19 protein-coding genes and 1 other RNA gene are annotated in these 22594 nt (G+C 67.6%); 12 read left to right on the forward strand and 8 right to left on the reverse strand.

The annotated features are described in order from the left end of the window. Positions 1–38: 38 nt before the first annotated feature. The 6 genes from pstC to phoR all read left to right on the forward strand — a co-directional run bounded on the left by pstC (position 39) and on the right by phoR (position 5595). Positions 39–1004, forward strand: coding sequence for a phosphate ABC transporter permease subunit PstC (gene pstC / locus AC07YZ_RS00550; protein ID WP_413465767.1), 966 nt, complete (start codon positions 39–41; stop codon positions 1002–1004). 23 nt (positions 1005–1027) lie between these two features. Then, positions 1028–1882: a phosphate ABC transporter permease PstA gene (gene pstA / locus AC07YZ_RS00555; protein ID WP_226493309.1), complete on the forward strand. Its 855-nt coding sequence runs from the start codon at positions 1028–1030 to the stop codon at positions 1880–1882. A gap of 56 nt (positions 1883–1938) precedes the next feature. Next, positions 1939–2715 (forward strand): phosphate ABC transporter ATP-binding protein PstB, encoded by a 777-nt coding sequence (pstB, locus tag AC07YZ_RS00560; protein ID WP_226493308.1) that lies wholly within the window; start codon positions 1939–1941, stop codon positions 2713–2715. Positions 2716–2757: 42 nt separating this feature from the next. After that, positions 2758–3459, forward strand: a complete 702-nt coding sequence (gene phoU, locus AC07YZ_RS00565) for a phosphate signaling complex protein PhoU (protein ID WP_226493307.1) — start codon at positions 2758–2760, stop codon at positions 3457–3459. A gap of 88 nt (positions 3460–3547) precedes the next feature. Beyond that, the gene (gene phoB / locus AC07YZ_RS00570) at positions 3548–4279 is read left to right on the forward strand and encodes a phosphate regulon transcriptional regulator PhoB (protein WP_226493306.1); all 732 of its coding nucleotides are present in this window, start codon (positions 3548–3550) and stop codon (positions 4277–4279) included. Continuing rightward, positions 4276–5595: a phosphate regulon sensor histidine kinase PhoR gene (gene phoR, locus AC07YZ_RS00575; RefSeq protein ID WP_494793305.1), complete on the forward strand. Its 1320-nt coding sequence runs from the start codon at positions 4276–4278 to the stop codon at positions 5593–5595. Before phoB ends, phoR begins: the two co-directional genes overlap by 4 nt. Before the next feature lie 15 nt (positions 5596–5610). Here the strand turns inward: phoR and AC07YZ_RS00580 are convergent, their stop codons facing one another. The 4 genes from AC07YZ_RS00580 to trxA all read right to left on the reverse strand — a co-directional run bounded on the left by AC07YZ_RS00580 (position 5611) and on the right by trxA (position 9768). Continuing rightward, a complete protein-coding gene (locus tag AC07YZ_RS00580; RefSeq protein WP_494793306.1) occupies positions 5611–7344 on the reverse strand; it encodes a glycosyltransferase family protein in 1734 nt (577 codons plus the stop codon). 161 nt (positions 7345–7505) lie between these two features. After that, entirely contained in the window at positions 7506–7769 is a 264-nt protein-coding gene (locus tag AC07YZ_RS00585) for a type B 50S ribosomal protein L31 (RefSeq protein ID WP_226493303.1), read from the reverse strand. A 206-nt stretch (positions 7770–7975) separates the two neighbouring features. Continuing rightward, a complete protein-coding gene (gene rho, locus AC07YZ_RS00590; RefSeq protein ID WP_068168546.1) occupies positions 7976–9238 on the reverse strand; it encodes a transcription termination factor Rho in 1263 nt (420 codons plus the stop codon). Positions 9239–9435: 197 nt separating this feature from the next. Next, positions 9436–9768, reverse strand: a complete 333-nt coding sequence (gene trxA / locus AC07YZ_RS00595) for a thioredoxin TrxA (RefSeq protein ID WP_068168549.1) — start codon at positions 9766–9768, stop codon at positions 9436–9438. A 122-nt stretch (positions 9769–9890) separates the two neighbouring features. Between trxA and AC07YZ_RS00600 the strand changes: the two genes are divergently transcribed. The 4 genes from AC07YZ_RS00600 (at position 9891) to AC07YZ_RS00615 (ending at position 18372) form a co-directional block, all read left to right on the forward strand. Continuing rightward, a complete protein-coding gene (locus AC07YZ_RS00600) occupies positions 9891–12569 on the forward strand; it encodes a PD-(D/E)XK nuclease family protein (protein ID WP_494793307.1) in 2679 nt (892 codons plus the stop codon). Continuing rightward, entirely contained in the window at positions 12566–15943 is a 3378-nt protein-coding gene (locus AC07YZ_RS00605; protein ID WP_494793308.1) for a UvrD-helicase domain-containing protein, read from the forward strand. Before AC07YZ_RS00600 ends, AC07YZ_RS00605 begins: the two co-directional genes overlap by 4 nt. Further along, positions 15940–17298 carry a TIGR03862 family flavoprotein gene (locus tag AC07YZ_RS00610; RefSeq protein ID WP_494793309.1) on the forward strand — a complete coding sequence of 453 codons (1359 nt, stop codon included), beginning with the start codon at positions 15940–15942 and terminating at the stop codon, positions 17296–17298. Before AC07YZ_RS00605 ends, AC07YZ_RS00610 begins: the two co-directional genes overlap by 4 nt. Before the next feature lie 81 nt (positions 17299–17379). Then, on the forward strand, positions 17380–18372 hold the full coding sequence (locus tag AC07YZ_RS00615) for a Bug family tripartite tricarboxylate transporter substrate binding protein (protein ID WP_494793310.1): 993 nt from the start codon (positions 17380–17382) through the stop codon (positions 18370–18372). 128 nt (positions 18373–18500) lie between these two features. On the opposite strand, the gene AC07YZ_RS00620 is transcribed toward AC07YZ_RS00615, so the two are convergent. The 4 genes from AC07YZ_RS00620 to ffs form a co-directional block, all read right to left on the reverse strand. After that, a complete protein-coding gene (locus AC07YZ_RS00620) occupies positions 18501–19115 on the reverse strand; it encodes a BRCT domain-containing protein (RefSeq protein WP_494793311.1) in 615 nt (204 codons plus the stop codon). 5 nt (positions 19116–19120) lie between these two features. Continuing rightward, positions 19121–19489 (reverse strand): hypothetical protein, encoded by a 369-nt coding sequence (locus AC07YZ_RS00625; protein ID WP_494793312.1) that lies wholly within the window; start codon positions 19487–19489, stop codon positions 19121–19123. 53 nt (positions 19490–19542) lie between these two features. Beyond that, positions 19543–19878, reverse strand: coding sequence for a DUF6538 domain-containing protein (locus AC07YZ_RS00630; RefSeq protein ID WP_494794022.1), 336 nt, complete (start codon positions 19876–19878; stop codon positions 19543–19545). A 135-nt stretch (positions 19879–20013) separates the two neighbouring features. Continuing rightward, positions 20014–20110: signal recognition particle sRNA small type (gene ffs / locus AC07YZ_RS00635), an RNA gene on the reverse strand. Between the two features lie 65 nt (positions 20111–20175). Between ffs and dnaX the strand changes: the two genes are divergently transcribed. Together dnaX and AC07YZ_RS00645 are read left to right on the forward strand one after the other, a co-directional pair. Further along, complete coding sequence (dnaX, locus tag AC07YZ_RS00640; protein WP_494793313.1) at positions 20176–22185, forward strand: DNA polymerase III subunit gamma/tau; 2010 nt, start codon at positions 20176–20178, stop codon at positions 22183–22185. Between the two features lie 45 nt (positions 22186–22230). Continuing rightward, complete coding sequence (locus AC07YZ_RS00645) at positions 22231–22563, forward strand: YbaB/EbfC family nucleoid-associated protein (RefSeq protein WP_068168561.1); 333 nt, start codon at positions 22231–22233, stop codon at positions 22561–22563. The last annotated feature ends 31 nt before the right edge of the window (positions 22564–22594 follow it).

Consider the following 22594-nt stretch of genomic DNA (forward strand, 5'->3'; position numbering starts at 1 on the left):
TCAACATGAGCATGGGAACTACCATGAATGCGCCAAGCATGCCCCTTGAAACGGGCAACCCCAACATGGTGTCGATCGCCAGAAGGCAACGACTCCAGGACATCGTCTTTCACCGTTTGACCCAGGGCTTTTCGCTGCTGGTGCTGATGGCCCTGCTGGGCATCATCGTTTCGCTGTTCATCAACGCCTGGCCGGCGTTCCAGAAATTCGGCCTGAAGTTCATCTGGTACGTTGAGTGGGACATCATCAACGAAGAGTTCGGTGCCGCGATCGCCATCGTGGGCACCCTGGCCAGCGCCACCATCGCGCTGCTGATCGCCGTGCCGCTGGCCTTCGGCATCGCGCTGTTCCTGACCGAAACCTGCCCCACCTGGCTGCGCCGCCCGCTGGGCACCGCCATCGAGCTGCTGGCGGCCGTGCCGTCCATCATCTACGGCATGTTCGGTCTGTTCGTGTTCGCGCCGCTGTTCGCCGACTACGCCCAGGTGCCGATGCAGAACGTGCTGGGTGGCATGCCGCTGATCGGTTTCCTGTTTGGCGGCAGCACCAACGGTTTCGGCATTCTGGCCGCGGGCATCGTGCTGGCGTTCATGGTGCTGCCTTTCGTGGCGGCGGTGATGCGCGACGTGTTCGAGATCGTGCCACCCATCCTGCGCGAATCGGCCTACGGCCTGGGCTGCACGACCTGGGAAGTGGTGCGCAAGGTGGTGCTGCCCTACACGCAAAAGGGCGTGATCGGCGGGGTCATGCTGGGGTTGGGCCGTGCGCTGGGCGAGACCATGGCGGTCACCTTCGTGATCGGCAACGCCAACCGCATGCCCACCTCGCTGTTTTCACCCGGCACCTCGATCGCATCCACGCTGGCCAACGAGTTTGGTGAGGCGGCGGACTTCCACATCTCCGCGCTGTTCGCGCTGGGCTTCCTGCTGTTCGTCATCACCTTCATCGTGCTCGGCCTGGCCAAGTGGATGCTGTTGCGGGCCGAAAAGGCCAAGGGTCTCTGACACTCCCATACCCACACAAGAACATGGAACTCAATCAATCGCTCTACCGCCAGCGCCGCTGGACCAACGCCATCGGTCTGACCCTGTCAATGGCGTCCATGGCGCTGGGCCTCGCGGTGCTGTTGTGGATTCTGGTCGTGCTGTTCAGCAACGGCGTTGCCGCGCTCGACTGGAACATGTTCACCCAGTCCACCCCCGCGCCGGGCACCGAAGGCGGTGGCCTGGCCAACGCCATCGTCGGCAGCCTGCTGATGGTCGGTTTTTCGGTGCTGGTGTCCACCCCGATCGGCATCTTGGCCGGGGTGTACCTGGCCGAATACGGCGACCAGAGCAAGACCGCCGAGCTGACCCGCTTCGTCACCGACATCATGCTGTCGGCACCTTCCATCGTGCTGGGTCTGTTCGTCTACGCTATAGCGGTGGCCACGGTGGGCACCTTCTCGGGCTGGGCCGGCACGCTGGCGCTGTCACTGATCGCCGTCCCGGTGGTCGTGCGCACCACCGAAAACATGCTGCGCCTGGTGCCCGGCAGCCTGCGCGAAGCGGCCTTCGCGCTGGGCGCGCCGCGCTGGAAAGTCGCCACCATGGTGACCCTGCGCGCGGCCCGCAGCGGCGTCATGACCGGCCTGTTGCTGGCCGTGGCCCGCATCAGCGGCGAGACCGCGCCGCTGCTCTTCACCGCGCTGAACAACCAGTTCTTCAGCACCGACATGAGCCGCCCCATGGCCAACCTGCCGGTGGTGATCTTCCAGTTCGCAATGAGCCCGTACGACAACTGGATCCGCCTGGCCTGGGGCGGCGCGCTGCTCATCACCCTGTCGGTGCTGGTGCTCAACATCGTGGCCCGCGTGTTCCTGCGCGAGAAGAACACCGCCTGAGGCCCGTCCACCTGGCCACCCCTACCGCCATATTCCATTTCTTCTGGATCTGACCCATGACCAACACCGCCACGCCCGCCAGGAACGCGCTGGAACTGCGCAACCTGAATTTTTTCTACGGCAAGTTCCAGGGCCTCAAGCAGGTCAACATGAACATCGAGGAACGCAAGGTCACGGCCTTCATCGGCCCGTCGGGCTGTGGCAAGTCCACACTGCTGCGCACGCTCAACCGCATGTACAGCCTGTACCCGGGCCAGCGCGCCGAAGGCCAGATCAACTTCTACGGCCAGAACATCCTGGACGACAAGCAGGACATCAACCTGCTGCGCGCCCGCATCGGCATGGTGTTCCAGAAGCCCACACCGTTCCCGATGTCGATCTACGACAACATCGCCTTCGGCGTGAAGCTCTACGAGAATCTGAGCAGCGACGACATGGACGACCGGGTCGAGTGGGCGTTGACGAAGGCGGCCCTGTGGAACGAGGTGAAGGACAAGCTCAACCAGAGCGGCCTGTCGCTCTCCGGCGGCCAGCAGCAGCGCCTGTGCATCGCGCGCAGCGTGGCGGTCAAGCCCTCGGTGCTGTTGCTCGATGAGCCGACCTCGGCGCTGGACCCGATCTCCACCGGCAAGGTGGAAGAACTGGTGCACGAGCTCAAGCAGGACTACACCATCGCCATCGTCACGCACAACATGCAGCAGGCCGCGCGCTGCAGCGACTACACCGCCTACATGTACCTGGGTGAGCTGATCGAATTCGGTGCCACCGAACAGATCTTCTTCAAGCCCACCAAGACAGAGACCGAGGACTACATCACCGGACGGTTCGGCTGACATGGCCCAACGTTCATCCATTCGTGTAACGGGAGTGCTTTCATGAGCGACAAACACATCTCCAGCCAGTTCGACGCGGAACTGAACTCCATCTCCACCCACGTCCTGGAAATGGGCGGGCTGGTCGAATCGCAGCTGCACCAGGCGGTGTACGCGCTGGTCAACCTGAGCACCGAGTCGGCCGACCAGGTGCTGGCCAATGAGGCAAAAATCAACCAGATGGAAATGCAGATCGATCACGAGATCATCTCCACCATCGGCCGGCGGCAACCCACGGCGCGCGATCTGCGCTTTCTGATGGCCATTTCGCGCACCACGCAGAACCTGGAGCGCGCCGGTGACGAGGTGGCGCGCATCGCGCGCATGGTCAAATCGATCATCCAGAGCGGCTCGCCGCGCAATCTGCCGAGCAAGGAGCTGCGCGTGGCGGCCGATCTGGCCGCGGCTCTGCTGCGCAAGACGCTGGATTCGTTCGCCCGGCTCGACACCGCCATGGCCGTGTCCATCATCAAGGAAGATCACCAGATCGACGACGAGTACAACGGCTTCATGCGCAAGCTGATCACCTACATCATGGAAGATCCCCGGACGATCTCTCCCAGCCTGGACCTGCTGTTCCTGGCCAAGTCGATCGAGCGCGTGGGCGACCACGCGAAGAACATCGCCGAGCAGATCATCTTCATCGTGATGGGCGAGGACGTGCGCCACACGTCCATGGACAAGGTGGAGTCGGTGGTCGGATGAGCAAGAGAACACCCCCCGCGCCGCTCCGCGTCTCCCCCCTGGGTGGAGGGCGCCAGCCGCAGCCCGTCCTGAATCAGGGGTTTCTGTCGTGAGAAAACTGCCACGCGTGCTGGTCGTGGAGGACGAGCCGGCGATCGCCGAGTTGATCGCCGTCAACCTGCGGCACAACGGGTTTGCACCCACTGTGGTGTTCGACGGCGCGGCGGCTCAGCGCGAGGTCGATGCGGTGCTGCCCGACGTGATCCTGCTCGACTGGATGCTGCCCGGCGAGAGCGGAGCCACACTGGCGCGCCAGTGGCGCAAGCAGGAGCGCACCAAGACCGTGCCGATTCTCATGCTGACCGCGCGCAGCGACGAGTCCGACAAGGTGCAGGGACTCGATGCCGGGGCGGACGACTACATCACCAAACCGTTCTCCACCCAGGAACTGCTCGCGCGCATTCGCGCCGTGCTGCGCCGCCGCGCGCCCGAGATCGTGAAAGACTCGGTGCAGGTGGGTGATCTGTCCCTGGACGCGGGCACCTACCGCATCACGTTTCGCGGGGCCGAACTCAAGGTCGGTCCGACCGAATTCAAGCTCCTGCACTACCTCATGAAGCACGCAGAGCGGGTGCACACCCGTGGTACGCTGCTCGACAAGATCTGGGGAGATCATGTCTTCATTGAGGAGCGAACCGTGGACGTGCATGTCAAGCGTTTGAGGGAATCACTGGGCGAGGCCGCGGGCATGGTGGAGACCGTGCGCGGCGCTGGCTACCGCCTCACGGCGTTGAACTCCACGGGACGTCCGGCCCAGGGCACAGACACCGCCACCGCATGACGCGGCGTGCGATCGAGCTGCTGCTCCTGGTGGCGCTGGGAGCGGTGTGGGGCTGGGCCCACGACACAGCGGCCTGGACGTTTGCCGGTGCCCTGGTGGGTGCGCTGGTCTGGAGCATCTTCGACGGCCTGCGTGCACGCAGCGTGCTGCGCTGGCTCAACAAGGCCGATGCCTCACGTTCCCCCCATGTGTCGGGCACTTGGGGCGAACTGGTCGAACGCTGCCGCAAGTTGATCAAGAAACTGGAGAAGAAGGCGCAGAACAGCGACGCCCGGCTGGAGGATTTCCTCGCCGCCATCCAGGCCTCGCCCAACGGCGTCGTGCTGCTGGATTCCGCGGGGCGCATCGAGTGGTCCAACCTCACCGCGGCGGCCCATCTGGGCTTCGACCCACAGCGCGATCTGGGCCAGTACGTGCGCAACATGGTGCGCGCGCCGGCGTTCACGGCCTACATGGCCGGTGGCGATTTCAGCCACGAGATACAGATCGATGGCCCGGGTGTGCGCCCCTCGCAGCCGGCGAAGATATCGCTGCAGATCCACCCATACGGCAAGAAGCGCAAGCTTGTGCTCACGCGCGATGTCACCGCCGTGCAGTTGGCCGAAGCCATGCGCCGCGATTTCGTGGCCAACGTGTCGCACGAGATCCGCACGCCGCTCACGGTGCTCAGCGGCTTCGTGGAAACCATGCAGAGCATTCCGCTCGAAGAGGACGATCGCGCGCGCTACCTGGGCCTGATGAGCCAGCAGGCGCAGCGCATGCAGACGCTGGTGAGCGATCTGCTCACGCTCTCACGCCTGGAAGGCAGTCCGGCGCCGGGGCCGGGCGAGTGGATCGACAGCGGGGAACTGCTCACGCACGTGATTCAGGAGGCGCAGGGCCTGACGCAGGCGATCGCCCAGCCGCCACACGAGATCCGCGCCGTTGCTTCGACCCCGTTCTGGGTCTCGGGCGCCAAGACCGAGCTGCTCAGCGCCATGTCCAATCTGCTCAGCAACGCGGTGCGCTACACACCCGGTGGCGGCCAGATTGAGGCTGGCTGGCGTTTGCGGCCCGATGGCGGGGGCGAGTTTTTCGTCACCGACACGGGCCCGGGCATCGCGGTCGAACACCTGCCGCGCCTGACCGAGCGCTTTTACCGTGTGGACCGCAGCCGTTCACGCGAAACCGGCGGCACCGGCCTGGGCCTGGCCATCGTCAAACACGTGACCCAGCGCCATGGCGGTCAGGTGGAGGTGCAGAGCACGCCGGGGCAGGGCTCGACCTTCCAGGTGGTGCTACCCGCTTCGCGCGTGCGCGAGCGGGTCACCGGCTGAGGCAAGCATCCGCGCTCAGCCGCCAACCCGTCGGTAGATCAAAAGACTTTCCTTGTTGTCGGTGAGTCGGCGCACCTTGGCCCGGTAGGCCCATTGTGTGAGGGTGATCCGCTCGTCCAGCGTGGGTTGGCTCGCGGGTGCCACCACCAGCATGCGACAGGCCGGGGCCGGCCCGCTGGTGCTCCGCACCAGCCGCAGGCGGCCGTGGTATTGCAGCGCCGCGATCTGGGCCTGTGTGAGCCCATCGGCGATCACGCAGCTGCCCGCAGGCACCATGCTGGCGATGCGGCGCGAAATCGGGCCGTAGCTGCGTCCGAAGTCGAGCAGCGGCAGCCACAAGGTCATGAGCAGCAGCCAGCACAGCGTGCTGCCCGCGGCAGGCAACACCAGGCTTTTCCAGATGGCCTCGCGGTGCTGGCCCACACGCCAGGCCACCAGCCAGACCCAGGCGGCGGAGGCCAGCAGGGCCAGCCCGAACAGCAGCCAGGAAAACTCGGGCACAAAACCCGGGGCCAGCCGCGCCACGTTGGCCGCCGGTTTGGCGGGCACGCCGGTCTGCATGGCGAACCAGATCACCCAGATGATCAGGGCGCAGCCGGTGAAGAAGATCAATGTGAACCAGTCGATCAGCGCCGACATGCTGCGTCGCAGCGTGGGCAGCGCAAACGCGGCCAGTGCGGCCAGCGCAGGCAGGGCCAACAGCAGCGTGCGGTCGTGCCGTTCGGACAGGGCGCTGGCGGCCACGCCCACCAGTGTGGCCCACAAGGGCAGGGCCACGTGGGGCCGGAAAAGCTGGCGGCGCCAGCGCCACAGCGTCCAGAGCACCAGAGGCCAGGCGGGCCAGGTGAACCACACCAGCAGGCGCCCCCAGCTGGGCCAGTTCATCGGATCGGGCAGGGTCGGCAGGCTGGGCATGGGCATCTGCCCCGCCAGTGACGACACGGCCAACACGATCACGAGCAGTGCGACGGACCACAGCCATGGGTCCGCCCAAGGGGGAGCGGCGGCGCCCAAGGAGCCGCCGTCGGACTCCGCGCTGGCCTGCGTCTGGCGGGCCACCAACACAATCACCAGAAGGCCGCTCCCCAGCAGGACCGTGGTCCAGGGCGCACCACTGAACACCAGGCCCAGTGCGGCCAGTCCCCACACCAGCACCGCGCGCCACGGGTGGCGCGATGTCACATGCGCTAGGCTGGCCGCTGCATAGAGCATGGCCGAAACCATGGCCAGGCGGGCCAGATCGGGTGTGGTTTCGTGTGAAAGCTGGGCCAGGCCCAGGCAGGCCACCAGGGCCAGCAGTCCGGCATCGGCCAGGGCGCGCGCGTAGTCCAGCGGGTTGGCCTCACCGCCGAACGCGAAGCTCACCGGCTGAGCCGCCGGCTGGCGGGCCAGGTGGTAGACGCTGTACCAGGTGCAGATCAGGGTCAGGGCCAGCAACAGCGCAAAAGGAACGCGCGCAGCGAGGTCGGCGGGCAGCAGCGGCAGCCACTGGATGAAGATGGCGCCCAGCCAGTAGGGCAGGGGGCCGGCCTCTTCCACCGCCCAGCCCAGGACCTGAGGCTGCCACCAGCCGCTGTGGCCGGCCGCCATCTCCAGCATCACGCCAAATGCCGTCACGTCGGCGTTCTTCCAAGGCTCGCGCCCCAGGAAACCGGGCAGCACGTAGGCGACGCAGAACAGGATGAGTGCAAGCCGGGGCAGGCGGCGCACGGCCGTCTGGCTGACGATGGCGGGGGTGGTCGGGTTCACTGCGGGGAATATACAGGGCTCAAGAGGGTGTCCTGGCAGCGGGCGTCGCCTTGCCTTTTCAGAGAGATGTCGGAGAGACAGCGCAAAAAAAAAGCAGCCGGGGTGACCGGCTGCTTTTGCAGGAGACTGCAGGAACCCAGAGGTTCCAGACTGCGGCCAGCTTATTTGGCGGCCGGGGTGCCCTTGCCGTAGCGGTTGCGGAAACGTTCCACGCGACCACCCATGTTGTCCACGCTCTTCTGCGTGCCGGTGTAGAAGGGGTGCGACTCGCTGGAGGTATCGAGCTTGTACAGCGGCAGTTCGCGGCCGTCTTCCAGCTTGATCATTTCCTTCGTGTTGGCGCAGGAGCGCGTCACGAACTGGAAGTTGTTCGACAGGTCCACGAAACAGACTTCGCGGTAGTTGGGGTGAATGCCGTCTTTCATGACGTTTCCTTGAGTTCAGGTGCGGCAGCCGCAACGGAACCATTCCGCTGTACTTGTCGCAAATTAATAAAGCCACTGATTATAGCCTGGAGAATGGGCCTGGCCGGAGCGAGATGCCTGAAACCCAGAACACCGCGGAACCGGCTTTGCCGGGCCGCAGGTGTTGCCCCCTGGGGGGTGACGCCGAAGGCGGCGCGGGGGGAGCTTTATCCACCCCTTCGCATCATGTCGAAGAACTCGGAGTTGTTCTTGGTCGACTTCATGCTCTTCAAGACCATCTCCATGGCCTCGATTTCGTCCATGTTGTACATGAACTGCCGCAGGATGCGGGTCTTCTGCAGGATCTCGGGCTGCAGCAGCAGTTCTTCACGGCGGGTGCCGCTGCGGTTGAGCTGGATCGAGGGGAAGACGCGCTTTTCGTACAGGCGGCGGTCGAGGTGGATTTCGCAGTTGCCGGTGCCCTTGAATTCTTCAAAGATCACTTCGTCCATGCGGCTGCCGGTGTCGACCAGCGCGGTGGCGATGATGGTGAGCGAGCCGCCTTCCTCGATCTTGCGGGCGGCGCCAAAGAAGCGCTTGGGGCGCTGCAGGGCGTTGGCGTCGACGCCGCCGGTCAGCACCTTGCCGGACGAGGGCAGCACGTTGTTGTAGGCGCGGGCCAGGCGGGTGATCGAGTCGAGCATGATCACCACGTCTTTTTTCAGTTCGACCAGGCGCTTGGCGCGCTCGATCACCATCTCGGCCACGTGCACGTGGCGCGCGGCGGGCTCGTCGAAGGTGGAGGCAATGACTTCGCCGCGCACGGTGCGCTGCATTTCGGTCACTTCTTCCGGGCGTTCGTCCACCAGCAGCACCATCAGTTCCACCTCGGGGTGGTTGGCGGTGATGGCGTGGCAGATGTGCTGCATCATGACCGTCTTGCCGCTCTTGGGCGGTGCCACGATCAGGGCGCGCTGGCCGCGGCCGATGGGGGCGATGATGTCGATGACGCGACCGGTGATGTTCTCGTCGCTCTTGATGTCGCGTTCCAGGCGCATCTGTTCCTTGGGGAACAGCGGCGTCAGGTTCTCGAACATGATCTTGTGCTTGTTGTCCTCGGGGGGCAGGCCGTTGATCTTGTCGAGCTTGTTCAGCGCGAAATAGCGCTCGCCGTCCTTGGGGATGCGCACCTCGCCCTCGATCATGTCGCCGGTGTGCAGATTGAATCGGCGGATCTGGCTGGGCGAAATGTAGATGTCGTCGGTGCTGGCGGTGTAGCTGGTGTCCGGCGCGCGCAGGAAACCAAAACCATCGGGCAGAACCTCGAGCACACCGTCGGCGTTCACCAGTTCGCCGCCCTTGGCGCGCTTCTTGATGATGGCAAACATGAGTTCCTGTTTGCGCATGCGGCCAGTGTTCTCGATCTCAAGTGCTTCAGCCTGCTTGAGGACTTCAGACACGTGCAGTGCCTTGAGTTCGTTGAGGTGCATGGAATTCACTCCGTGAGGGAGTTGAGTCAAAAAATCGGGGGAGGGGGCGCTGGCGTCCGGTTGTCGGACGGTACGCAATGAGAGGGCTGGTCTCTGTCTGGCCAGCGATGCCGCAAATTATGACAGGAAAAGTGCAGCCCGGAAATCAAGGCCCGGGCATTGCACCTGGGCGGGTCTTGCGGGCTGCGGGCCGACGATCAGGCGAGTTGCTGGTCGATGAAGGCGGTGAGCTGGGCCTTGCTCATGGCGCCCACTTTGGTGGCGGCCAACTGGCCATCCTTGAACAGCATCAACGTGGGGATGCCGCGGATGCCGAACTTGGCCGGCACATCGCGGTTGTCGTCCACGTTCATCTTGGTGACCTTGAGTTTGCCGTCGTACGAGCCGGCCACTTCGTCCAGGATCGGGGCAATCATCTTGCAGGGGCCGCACCACTCGGCCCAGAAGTCGACCAGCACGGGAGCCTGTGCGTCGAGCACATCGGCCTGGAAGCTTGCATCAGAAACGTGTTTGATCAGGTCGCTGGCCATGATTCATCCTAAGAACGTTGAACAGGGAGGTTAAAGTTTGGGCACGCGCATCACAGGCCGGTATGTACCGCACATACCCCCAGGGGCGTGATTCGCTCCATTGTGACAGAAACCCCCGATCCATGACGCCTGCCAGCCTGTTCCCAGAACCCGGTGACGCCACTGCGGGCCTGTCCGGTGCCGGGCCCACGCCACACCCTGTGTCGTTGCGTTGGGACGCGGTGATCGCACGCATCGAAACGTCCATGGAACGGTGCCAGGCCGACGCCGGTCGCACCCTTGTGCTGGTGCCGTACGCCCAGCTCATGGAGGCCGGGCGGCGCGCCTGGGCGCAGGCCCACCCCAGCGGTTTCCCTCCCCGGTTCGAGTCCAGCCGCAACTGGGCCGCGTCGCTGCAGCCGTTCCTGCCGGGTCCGACCGATCTCTGCATGGACATGGCGCGCGACAGCTTGGTGGCGGCCGCTTTCATTGACCGCGTGGCCCAGGGTCGCACCGATCCGTCGTTGCGCTCCGTCATGGTGGCCCGCCTGGTGGAGGCCGCACGTCAACTCGCTCCGCTGGCCGCCGCCGTGCCACCCGAACAGCGCCTGGCCTGGGCCGAGCGTCTGCGCGAAACGATCGCGCCCGCCCAGCAAGCCCTGCATTGGGAGGCCTTGTTGGCCACGCTGGCTTTGGCCTGGGCGAGCACCTCCGCCTACGCCACCGACGTGTTGTGGGGTCCGCTGGCCGCGCCGGGGACGGGTGCCGATGCTCTGGTCGTGTTGCAGGGCTTCCAGCAGGACCCGCTGGCCAGCGCGTTGGCCAGCCATTGGGGCGTTCGCGCGACGGCGCTGTCGCTGCACGAGGCCGCAAGCGACGCCGTGGCCTTCGGCCCGCCGCCGCGCCTGCACGCCTGCGGCGATGCGGAAGACGAGGCCCAGCGCGCCGCCGCCTGCGTGATCGAGCGCATCAACGCCGGGCAGGTGCCGGTGGCCCTGGTGGCGAACGACCGCCTGCTCACGCGCCGCGTCAGCGCCATGCTGCACGGCGCGGGCCTGACCGTGCGCGACGAGACCGGCTGGAAGCTCTCGACCACACACGCGGCGGCCGAGCTGATGAGCCTGCTGCGAGCGGCCGATGCCCGGGCCCGCATGGACGACGTGCTGGACCTGCTCAAGCAGGCCTCGGCCTGGCCCGAAGCGCAGCTGCAGTTGCTGGAGCAGCTCGCCCGCGACGCCGGGGTGTCGCTCTGGCGCGCCGCTCTGCGGTCGCCCCGCCTGGCCCCCGCGTTGCCCGAGGGGCTGCCGACCCTGCTGGAAGGGCTGCAGCCGGCGCGCGCCCTGGTGCCCTGGCTGACGGACCTGGCTGCGGCGCTCCAGGCCTGCGGGCTGTGGGAGCGGCTGCAGAGCGACCCGGCGGGCCAGCAGATGCTCCAGGCCTTGCGGCTGGGCGATGGCGCGGCGCAGGAACTCGGGCTGGTGAGCGAGGCGCTTTCGGGCGCCGCGACGGGTGCCCCGGCCGCGCGAGCGCCGGGGCGCTCGGGCGCTCGCCTGTCGCTCGCGGCCTTCACCGCCTGGGTGCGCGACGTGCTTGAAGGCGCGAGCTTCATGCCCCGCAGCGAAGGCGAGGCCGCGGTGGTGATCCTGCCCATGGCGCAATTGCTGGGCCGCGGTTTCGCCGCCACGGTGGTGCCCGGTTGCGACGAGGCGCACCTCAACCCCAGCCCGGAGCCACCGGGCCTGTGGACCACGGCACAGCGCGAGGCCCTGGGCCTGCCCACGCGCGAAGCGCTGGCCGAGGCCGCGGCCCAGGCCTGGCAGGCCGTGTTGGCGATGCCACGGCTCGATGTGTTGTGGCGCACGCAGGAGCGCGGCGAGACGGTGCTGCCCAGTGCCTGGGTGCAGGCCTTGTCGGCAATCGAATCTGCCGCCGATCCACGTGTGGCCCGACTGCTCGATCCGTTGCCCCAGCCGCGCCCCCAGCCGTCGGCCGGCGACGTGTTGCCCGAGTCACTTTCCGCCAGTGCCTACCAGGACCTGCGCGACTGCCCCTACCGGTTTTTTGCCTTGCGCCAGCTGCGCTTGGCCGAGGCGCCCGAGCTCGAGGCAGAGCCCGACCAACGCGACATGGGCAACTGGCTGCACGCCGTGTTGCGCGCTTTTCACGAACAGCGTGGCGACGCTCGGCCCGGCACGGCGGCCGACCGCGATGCGCTGGACCGGCTGGCCGACAGCACGGCCGAGGCCATGGGGCTCAACGCCGGGGAGGGCGGGGCCGGCTTCCTGCCGTACCGGGCGGTCTGGCCCGCGCTGCGCGACGGCTACCTAGACTGGCTCGCCGGTTTCGAAGCGGCCGAAGGGCGGGCGGGCCCTCGCTTCGAGCGGGCCGAAGCCGCGCTGACCGCCCAGGCGGGACCCTGGAAGCTCTACGGCAAGCTCGACCGCATTGACCGGCAGGACAGCCCCGAGGGCGCCATTCCATTCGTGATCGACTACAAGACCGAGGGCCGCCCCGGCACCCTGGAGCGCGTGAAGGAGCCGCTGGAAGACACCCAACTGGCTTTTTACGCCGCGCTGCTGCCGGACGAAAACCTGCGCGCCGCCTACCTCAGCATCACCGACAAACGTGGCGACGCCCGGGAGGCGCCGACCCTGCTGGTGGAACAGCCCGACGTGCTGATGGCGCGCGAGCGGCTGCGCGAGGGCCTGGCGCACGACATGGCGCGTGTCGCCGCCGGCCAGCCCATGCCCGCGTTGGGCGAGGGCCGGGTGTGCGACTTCTGCGCCGCGCGCGGTCTGTGCCGCAAGGACTTCTGGACATGACCCGCGCCGCCTACCGCATCAACGGCGCCCAGGTGCCACGCGAAGCGTTCTACGCGCTGGCCTGCGATCCGGCACGCAGTATCGCGGTGGAAGCCTGCGCTGGCGCGGGCAAGACCTGGATGCTGGTCTCGCGCATCCTGCGCGCCCTGCTCGACGGTTGCGCGCCGCAGGACATCCTGGCCATCACCTTCACCAAGAAGGCCGCGGGCGAAATGCGCGACCGGCTCAACAGCGAGTTGCGCCGCTGGGCCCATTTGCCGGACGACGCGCTGGCCGCTGAACTGCGTGCCCGTGGCCTGTCCGAGGCCGACGCCGCGCGGCGCCTGCCGCAGGCGCGCAGCCTGCACGCGCGCGTCACTGCGCTGGGCCGCACGGTGCAGGTGCGCACCTTTCACAGCTGGTTCGCCGCGCTGCTGCGTGGGGCACCACTGTCGGTGCTGCAGGAGCTGCAACTGCCGGCCCAGTACGAGCTGCTGGAAGACGATGCCCAGGCCGTGGCCCTGGTCTGGCCGCGTTTTTACGCCGCGCTGTCGGCCAGTGCCGACGACAAACTGGATTTCATGGACAGCGTGGCCGAACACGGCCGCCACCAGACCCTCAAGGCGCTGAGCAACGCGCTGCAGAAGCGGGTGGAGTTCGCACTGGCCGATGCCGCCGGGGTGGTGGACAGCTCGGTGGAGCCCTTTGGCGCCGTGTACCCCGAGCTGGCCGCGTTCGACACCCCCGCTCAGGCCATCGAAGCCGGCGACGCACCGCACGATACGCTGTGGGCGGCTGCGCGCGTGCTCGGCGCGGCCAGCGCGCCCACGTTTTCGGCCAAGGGTGTGGAGCTTGAACAGGCCCTGACGGCGCGCCGCTTCCAGGGCGTGCTGGACGCGCTGCTCACCAAGGACAACAAGGCGCGCAAGTTCGGCGAAAAGATCGCGGGCATCGAAGCGGTGCGGGCCGCGCAGGAGTTCGCGCTGCGCCTGCACGGCGCCACCCTGCAGCAGGCCGCGTGGCAGCACCACCAGCGCATGGCCCGCCTGACCCGCGTGCTGCTCGTGGCCTACGCCGAACTCAAGCGCGAGCGCGGCTGGGTGGACATGAACGACGTCGAAGGCGCGGCCCTGCGCCTGTTGGGCGACGCCGAACTCTCGGGCTGGATGCAGCAACGGCTGGACGCGCGCGTGCGCCACGTGCTGATCGACGAATTCCAGGACACCAACCCGCTGCAATGGCAGGCGCTGTATGGCTGGCTCTCGGCCTACGCCGGGGCGGGCTCGGGCGAGGCACCGTGTGTGTTCCTGGTGGGCGACCCCAAACAGTCCATCTACCGCTTCCGCCGCGCCGAGCCCCAGGTGTTCAAGGCCGCGCAGGCCTTCGTGGTGCAGGGGCTGTCGGGGGCGCTGCTCAGCTGCGACCACACCCGCCGCTGCGCGCAGGGCGTGGTCGCCACGCTCAACAGCGCCATGCTGGCCGCGGTGGAGGCGGGTGATTACAGCAGTGGCTACCGCGCCCACACCACCGAAAGCACGCGGCCGGGCGAGGTGATCGCCTTGCCCCAGCTCGCGCGCAGCCTGCGCGAACGCTCGGCCGATGGGGAAGGCGACGAGCCGGTCTGGCGCGACAGCCTGACCACGCCGCGTCTGCTGCCCGAAGACACCATGTCTGCGCTGGAAGCGCGCCAGGCGGCCGACTGGGTGGCGGCCGAGATCGCCTCGGGCCACGTCCAGGCCGACGACGTGATGGTGCTCTCGCGCCGGCGCGAGCGCCTGGCCTGGATGCACGACGCCTTGCTCGAACGCGGTATCGCCAGCGAGCAGCCCGAGAAGCTCGACCTCTGCGAAGCGCCCGCCGTGCAGGACGTGGTGGCCTTGCTCGATGCGCTGGTCTCGCCGCGGCACGACCTGAGCCTGGCGCGCGCGCTCAAGTCGCCCCTGTTTGGCTGGAGCGACGACGCGCTGGCCCAGCTGGCGCGGCTGCGCCAGCGCTGGACGGTGCGGGCCGACGGCGGTGCCACGCCGGCCCCTGCGAAGCCGTCGTGGTGGGATGTGCTGCAGCGCTTCGCCGGCACGCCGTCGGACGAGCAGCCGGGTTTGTTGCTGCGGCTGGGGGGTGATCCGCAGCAGGCCCACGAGCAGGCGCGCGACTTCTGCGCCACGGCCGAGCGGCTGGCGCTGTACCGCGCCTGGGTCCACAGCCTGCCGCCGCACGACGCGCTCTCGGCGCTGTACGACCACGGCGACGTGCTCGCACGGTTCGCCCAGGCCGTGCCGCCCAGCCAGCGCGGTGCGACCCTGGCCCAGTTGCGCGATCTGCTGGCGCAGTCGCTGGCGCAGGACGGCGGGCGTTTTCTCTCGCCCTACCGCCTGGTGCGCGCGCTCAAGGCCGGTGGCATCAAGGCCACGCCGAGCCAGACCCCGGGCGCCGTGCGGCTGCTCACCATCCACGGCGCCAAGGGCCTGGAAGCCCACACCGTGCTCATGCTCGACACCGACGCCGGCCCCTCGCGGCCCGAGAACATGGGGGTGCTGGTGGACTGGCCCGGCGAAGATGCCGCGCCGCGCCGTTTCGTGTTTCTCGCCAACGAAAAGTCGCCCCCCGCCTGCGCCGCTGGCGCGCTGGAACTGGAGCAGCAGGCGCGCGCGCTGGAAGAGCTCAATGCGCTGTACGTGGCCCTGACGCGGGCCGAAGAGCGGCTGGTGATCTCCAGCTTCGAGCCCCACCAGCGCGGCAGCGCCACCAGCTGGTACCAGCGCCTGCAGCCGCTGGCCAACATGGTGGACGCGCCGCCACCAGCCGCTGACGGGACACCCCACGCGGCCCATAACGGCGCCTTCAATTTGCCCGGTTTGCCCCCGGTGAGCGTGCCGCGCGAGGCCGCAGGCGCTGCGGTCAGCCCCGCGCCGCCGGTGGACGACGCCGCGACCCGCCTCGGGCTCGCGCTGCACCGCTTGCTGCAATGGCGGCCCACGCCGGCCCAGGGCTTTGACTGGACCGGCGAGCACGTCCAGGCCGTCGCGCGCGAATTTGCGCTGGACCCGGTCCAGGCCCGCGAGGCGCTGGCCATGGCGCAGCGCATCGTGGCCGGTGAAGCGGCCTGGGCCTGGGACGCCGAGTGGCTCGACCACTGGGGCAACGAAGTCGAACTGTTTCACCAGGGCGCGCTGCTGCGGCTGGACCGGCTGGTGCGCGAGCGCGCCAGCGGCATCTGGTGGGTGCTCGATTTCAAAAGCGCCGAACACCCCGAGCGCCAACCCGAACTGGTCGCGCAGATGCGCCATTACCAGCAGGCTATGGCCCAGGCGCGCCCCGGTGCGCCACTGCGCCTGGCCTTCATCAACCCCATGGGCCGGCTGATTGCACTGCCGGCCGAACCCCAGACCCCATGACCGATTCAGATTCAGACACCCGGCCCCATGCCACCCCGACCACGGCCGGCGCCGGCTTGCCGGCGCTGAGCGTCGACGTGGCCGTCATCGGTGGCGGCCCCGCCGGGCTGATGGCGGCCGAGGTCCTGAGCCGGGCGGGCCGGCAGGTGCACCTGTTCGACGCCATGCCTTCGGTGGGCCGCAAGTTCCTGCTGGCGGGCAAGGGCGGCATGAACCTGACCCACGCCGAACCGCTGGAGGCCTTCATCGGCCGCTACGGCGAGCGCGCCGAAGCGCTGCGTCCCCTGCTGCAGGCCTTTGGCCCGCGGGCGGTGCGCGACTGGGCGGCGGGCCTGGGCATCGAGACCTTCGTCGGCAGCTCGCAGCGGATTTTTCCCATCGACATGAAAGCCGCGCCGTTGCTGCGCGCCTGGCTTCAGCGCCTGCGCCACCCCGAAGCCGGCGGGCCGCCGGTGGTGTTCCACATGCGGCACCGCTGGCAGGGTTGGGCCGCCGATGGAGCCGCGGCCCCGGCCCTGTGCCTGGCCACCCCGCAAGGCGCGCTGCAGGTGCATGCACGTGCCACCGTGCTCGCGCTCGGCGGCGCAAGCTGGGCCCATCTGGGCTCCGATGGCGCCTGGGTGCCGTGGTTGCGGCAGGCCGGTATCGACGTGGCGCCCCTGCAGCCCGTCAATTGTGGTTTTGACGTGGCGGGGTCGGCCGTGCACGGCATCGCCGCAGGCTGGAGCCCCCATTTCGCCAGCCGCTTTGCGGGGCAGCCGTTCAAATCCGTGGCCATCCGGTTCACCGACAGCCAGGGTCGGCATTTTCAGCGCAAGGGGGAATTCGTCGCCACCGCCACCGGTGTGGAGGGCAGCCTGGTCTATGCCGCCTCCGGCCTGCTGCGCGACGAGATCGCCCGCAACGGCCGCGCCACGTTCGAGCTCGATCTGCTGCCCGACCGCGGTGCGGAACACGTGCTGACCCAGGTGGCGCACCCCCGCGGCTCGCGCAGCCTCTCGGGCCATCTCAAGAGCCGCCTGGGTCTGGACGGCATCAAGATGGCGCTGCTGAACGAATGCCTCGACAAAGACGCGCTCCACGACACCGCACGGCTGGCCGCGGCCATCAAGGCGCTGCCCATCACGCTGGTCGCGCCGCGCCCGATCGATGAAGCCATCAGCAGCGCGGGCGGTGTGCGCTGGGAAGCGCTGGACGAACACCTGATGGTAAAAACCGCGCCGGGCCTGTTCTGCGCGGGTGAAATGCTCGACTGGGAAGCGCCCACCGGGGGCTACCTGCTCACCGCCTGCCTGGCCAGCGGCGTGGCCGCCGGCCAGGGCGCCGTCGCCTGGTTGAACGCGGCCGCGACCTGAGACGGACGTCATTCCGTTTTCACACGGGCTGCGTACAGTGGTCACAACCCGGTCACCGGACCCGGATCAGGAGTTGAAACCATGTCTTTCCACGCACCCCACCGCCGCACATTCCTCCGCCACCTGGCCGTCGCTTCCCTGGGGCTGAGCGGGCTCGCCAGCCGGGCCGCTGGCATTTCCGAGCAGCCCATCAAGATCATCGTGCCCTTCGCGCCCGGCGCCGGCACCGATGCCATGGGGCGCCTGGTGGCGGCCAAGCTGGCCGAGCTGCTCAAGGTCGCGGTGGTGGTGGAAAACCGGGTGGGCGCGTCAGGCGCGCTGGGCGCCCAGGCGGTGGCGCAAAGCGCACCCGACGGACACACTCTGCTGCTGGCGGCCGCGCCCTTCACCACCGTGCCTGCAGCCTTGCCCGGCGCCGGTTACGACCCCCTGGCCGACTTCGCGCCGGTGGGCATGATCGCCCAGGGCCCGCTGGTCTGGGCGGCCAACAACCGGTTGCCGGCCAACACACTGCAGGAACTCGTGGCCCTGGCCCGCCAGCGCCCCGGCGCGCTCAACTACGGCTCGGCCGGTGTCGGTGGCATCAACCACCTGGTGCTGGAGTCGCTCAAGGCGCGCACCGGCACCTTCATCACGCACATCCCCTACCGCGGCATCGCGCCCGCCACCATCGACGCGCTGTCGGGCGAGATCCAGCTGTTGACCGGCACCATTCCCGCCCTCGCGCCCTACATCCGCGACGGCCGGCTCAAGGCCCTGGCGGTCACCAGCGAGCGCCGCAGCCCGGCCCTGCCGCAGGTGCCCAGCATGGCCGAGGCCGGCTTGTCCGGTTTTGACGTGCTGAACTATTTCGCCCTGATGGCGCCACGCGACACCCCCGCGTCGGTGGTGGAGCGGCTCAACACGGCGCTCGCGCATCTGGTGGACATGCCGGAGGTGAAAGCCCGCCTGGCGCTGGACGCGCTGGAGCCCGCCACAGGCACACCCGCCGCGCTGGCGAGCTTCCTGCGAAAAGATTTTGAAGGCTGGAAAAACGTGGTTCAGCGCCAGAACCTGAAGATCGACGCGTTCTGAGCACGGCTGGCAGGGGCGCAGCCCTCACGGTATCCGAGTCGGGTCTCCACCAGCCCCACGGCACGACATCGAGGGCAGGCAGTGGAGGCGAGGGCGGTAGCTGGGTCGAAGTCGTCGGCGAACGCGGGTCATCCGCGAAGCGAAGCGGTCCATACATCCTCGTGAACAATCCTGATCGGACAGCCGCCCTCCCGGTACATCACGGCCTTTTCGATCTTGGTTCCAAAGCTGCCGTGCTTCCATTCCAGGCTACCCAGGCCACCCACGACAAGGTAATCAAGCTTCTTGGTAACTGACCCAACGATGCCGCCGCGCCGTTCAATGGCTTCCTCGCAGGTGCGCCGGGGGCCAAAGACGAAGTCACCTGTAAAGCAAAACAGCTTCCCCGTCACGTCGATTTGTTGAACGCGGTCTAGCGGGAGTTCACTCACGTACCCAGCTTCGGCGACTTCATCCAAACGCCCGCCCAACAACTGACGCAGGGTCTCCGTGAGTTGAGCGCGTTCACCCTCTGTCACGTGCCCGTCGCTCAGAATCTCCTCGACTTGCGCGTACACAAGGCTACCGGGCCACGCCAGCGAGACCGATTCGGCATCGCGGAGCCATTTCCGCAAAAAGCCAATTTCTTGGTCATTCAAGTGCTCGTCAGCAAGCAAGCCCTGAACGATCCCGACAAGTGCCGCGCACGATGTCCGCAATTCGTTGCGAAACGAGGCCGCCTGCCGTTGGTAGATATTGATCATGGCGGTTACTCCTCCGTGCTGGCGAACTTGCTCGCGTCACAGGTATAGATGACGGCAACCTTGGTCTTTGCGCATTGCCGCACGACCTCCGCGGTGGTGTCGATGTCAAGGGACTCACCACGGATGCCTTGGTACATCGCCAAGTAGTTGAGGGTGCCGTACTTCTCGCCCTTGATGGCTTTCTCCACGCCGCCCCGCCACGGCAGGACAACAAGCTCACCCTCAGATGCCCGCTGTGCCAGCGCCGGCTCCTCTTTCCGCTTCTCCCGCCCCCGTTCCCAACAAGCGATCAAGCCGCCATCTGCCCCTTCCCACCTCTCGGCCCACGGCAGGTCGCCCCTGTGAGGCTCAGCTATGTCTCTGTGAATGTGCATGTATTCCTCCTTGGTCCTGATGCTACTCAACAAGTCGGAGCGCGGACAAGGGGTCATGTCTCCGGGGGCGCTGCGGTAAGCCGCCCACCTGTCAACAAACGAACGTCATGCCTCACCCGTTCATCGTCGGCCAGCACATGGGCGCGGATCAGATCGGACAACACGGCGCCGACCTCGGGCGTGATCGCCACCGCCAGGACGGGATTCAAGGCGCTGCGTTTGGCCTCAAAGTCGGCGCCCCATTCGGCCCGTTTCAGGGTCGCCAAGAGGCCCGCTTCGCGGCGGTCGCTGGTGTTCAGCGCGATGTCGGCGCGGGTCTTGCCGTAGACCTCTGTCAGGTCCCGGGGAATGATGATGCGGACGTACCAACGGGCGCCGCGAAGGAACAGCCCCGGGGGGGCTTCGCCATGTCGTTTCCCTTGTTCAAGTGTTGGGGAAGTGACACAGGAAAGTGATACAGCTTGGGACGCGTAAGCCCTTGATTTGGCTTAGGTTATTGATCCGATTGCGGATTTTCTGAATAAGGTGACGAGCCTTGACCCCGGCACTGGATTCACAGTTAGGGCTGCTTGGTTCCCCACCTGACCCGGTTGGCCGCTTCACCATGCGGGAAGGCCCGTCGGGGTCGATTGTAGGCGATGGCGAGCGGGTCTGTCGGGGTGGGGGTGCCGCTTAGAATCGAAGCCATGTCCTATGTCGTCCTGGCCCGCAAGTACCGCCCGCGCAATTTCACCGAAATGGTGGGGCAGGAGCACGTGGTCCGGGCGCTGTCCAACGCACTGACCACCCAGCGGCTGCACCACGCCTACTTGTTCACCGGCACCCGTGGCGTGGGCAAGACCACCGTCTCGCGCATCCTGGCCAAGTCGCTCAACTGCCTGGGTGCCGACGGGCAGGGCGGCATCACCGCCGAACCCTGTGGCGTGTGCCAGGCCTGCACCGACATCGACGCCGGCCGTTTCGTGGACTACACCGAACTCGACGCCGCGTCCAACCGGGGCGTGGACGAGGTGCAGGCGCTGCTGGAACAGGCGGTCTACAAGCCGGTGCAGGGCCGCTTCAAGGTCTTCATGATCGACGAGGTCCACATGCTCACCGGGCACGCATTCAACGCGATGCTCAAGACGCTGGAAGAGCCGCCCGAGTACCTGAAGTTCGTGCTGGCCACGACCGACCCCCAGAAGGTGCCGGTGACGGTGCTGTCGCGCTGCCTGCAGTTCAACCTGCGACCCATGGCGCCCGAAACGGTGCTGGAACACCTGCGGCAGGTGCTGCAGTCCGAGAGCGTTCCGGCCGAGGCGCAGGCCTTGCGCCTGATCTCGCGCGCCGCGCGCGGCTCCATGCGCGACGCGCTCTCGCTGACCGACCAGGCCATTGCCTTTGGCGGCGGCCAGTTGCAGGAGGCCACGGTGCGCCAGATGCTGGGCGCGGTGGACCGCTCGCACGTGCTGCGCCTGATCGATGCGCTTGCGCGGGGCGACGGCGCCACCGTGGTGAACACCATTGAGACCCTGCGTGTGGATGGCCTGAACGCGGCCTCCACGCTGGAAGAGATGACTGGCGTGCTGCAGCGCATTGCGGTGCTGCAGGCGGTGCCCGAACGTGCCGGCTCGCAGGATCTGGACGACCCGGACGCGGCCGAGATCGTGCGCCTGGCGGACGATCTGCCCGCCGACGAAACCCAACTGCTGTACAGCCTGTGCCTGCACGGCCGCGGCGAGCTGGGCCTGGCGCCGGACGAGTACGCGGCGCTCACCATGGTGCTGCTGCGCCTGCTGGCGTTCAAACCCGCCAGCGCCGAAACCCGCGCACCGGCGGAAAAAAAAACACTGAAAACAGGGGTTGAGGCCCCAAACACCCCGTCCCCGGCGGCTCTCGCGCCTTTCGCACGAGCCCCGCAGGCGCCAGCGGCCCCGGTGGCCGCGCCCGCCCACGCACCACAAACCCCGACAGCGGCGGCGCCCACCGCCGCGCGAATCGATGTGCCGGTGCCGCCGTCCGCACCCGCTGCCTCCGTGCGTGGGCCGATGCTGGAGCCCGACCCTGCGCCCGATGACGAAGACCTGCCACCCTGGGTCGACGAGGAACCCGCGCCACCCGAAGAGGGCGTGCAGACCTCGCGCCGCGTGGTGGCGATTCCGGTGCGCGACCCGGGGCCCTCGCCACGGCTGGACCAGCGGCGCGACCCGGGCGAGGCCCGCCCCGTGCCCGAGGTGGTGTCCAGCCCCGAGGGCGATTTCTGGTTCGACACCGTGATGCAGCTGGTGCGCGCCGAAGCGGTGACCGCGCTGGTGCGCGAGCTCGGCCTGCAGTCCCAGCTGGTGGCGCGCGACAGTGGCCAGTGGGTGTTGCGGGTGGAGCGCGAGTCGCTCAACCAGGGCAACATCCGCGAGCGGCTGGCCACGGCGCTGGGCACCGTGGGGCACGAGGTCCGGCTGGCGGTGGAAATCGGGCCGGTGCAGGACTCTCCCTCGTTGCGCCTGGCCGCCGAGGCCGCACGCCGCCAGCGCGAGGCCGAACAGCGCATCATGGACGACCCGTTCGTGCAGAGCATGATGCGCGACTTTGGCGGCAGAATCGTGCCCGGCACACTCAAGGCCACGGCGGCCATGCAAACCCACACCGCGCCGCTGCGCGGATCGCCGTCTCCCGACCGGGCCCACCCCTCCAACGGCGGCCTGGCGGCGGATCGCTGAACCCCTCACTCTTTCGCAATCGACCCCCCAACCAAGGAAAAAGCCATGTTCAACAAAGGACAACTCGCGGGCCTCATGAAGCAGGCCCAGGCCATGCAGGACAACCTGAAAAAGGCGCAGGACGAACTGGCCTTCATCGAAGTCACCGGCGAGTCCGGCGCCGGGCTGGTGAAGGTGCTCATGACCTGCAAGCACGATGTGAAGCGCGTCACCATCGACCCCAGCCTGCTGGCCGACGACAAGGACATGCTCGAAGACCTCGTGGCCGCGGCTTTCAACGCGGCGGTGCGCAAGGCCGAAGAAACCACCAACGAGAAGATGGGCAAGCTCACGGCCGGCATGCCGGGCCTGCCCGGCGGGATGAAGTTCCCCTTCTGAGCGCAGTCGAACCGGCCGCGCAGGCCGGCAT

The organism is Hydrogenophaga sp. GW101-3F08 (genome assembly GCF_059424585.1).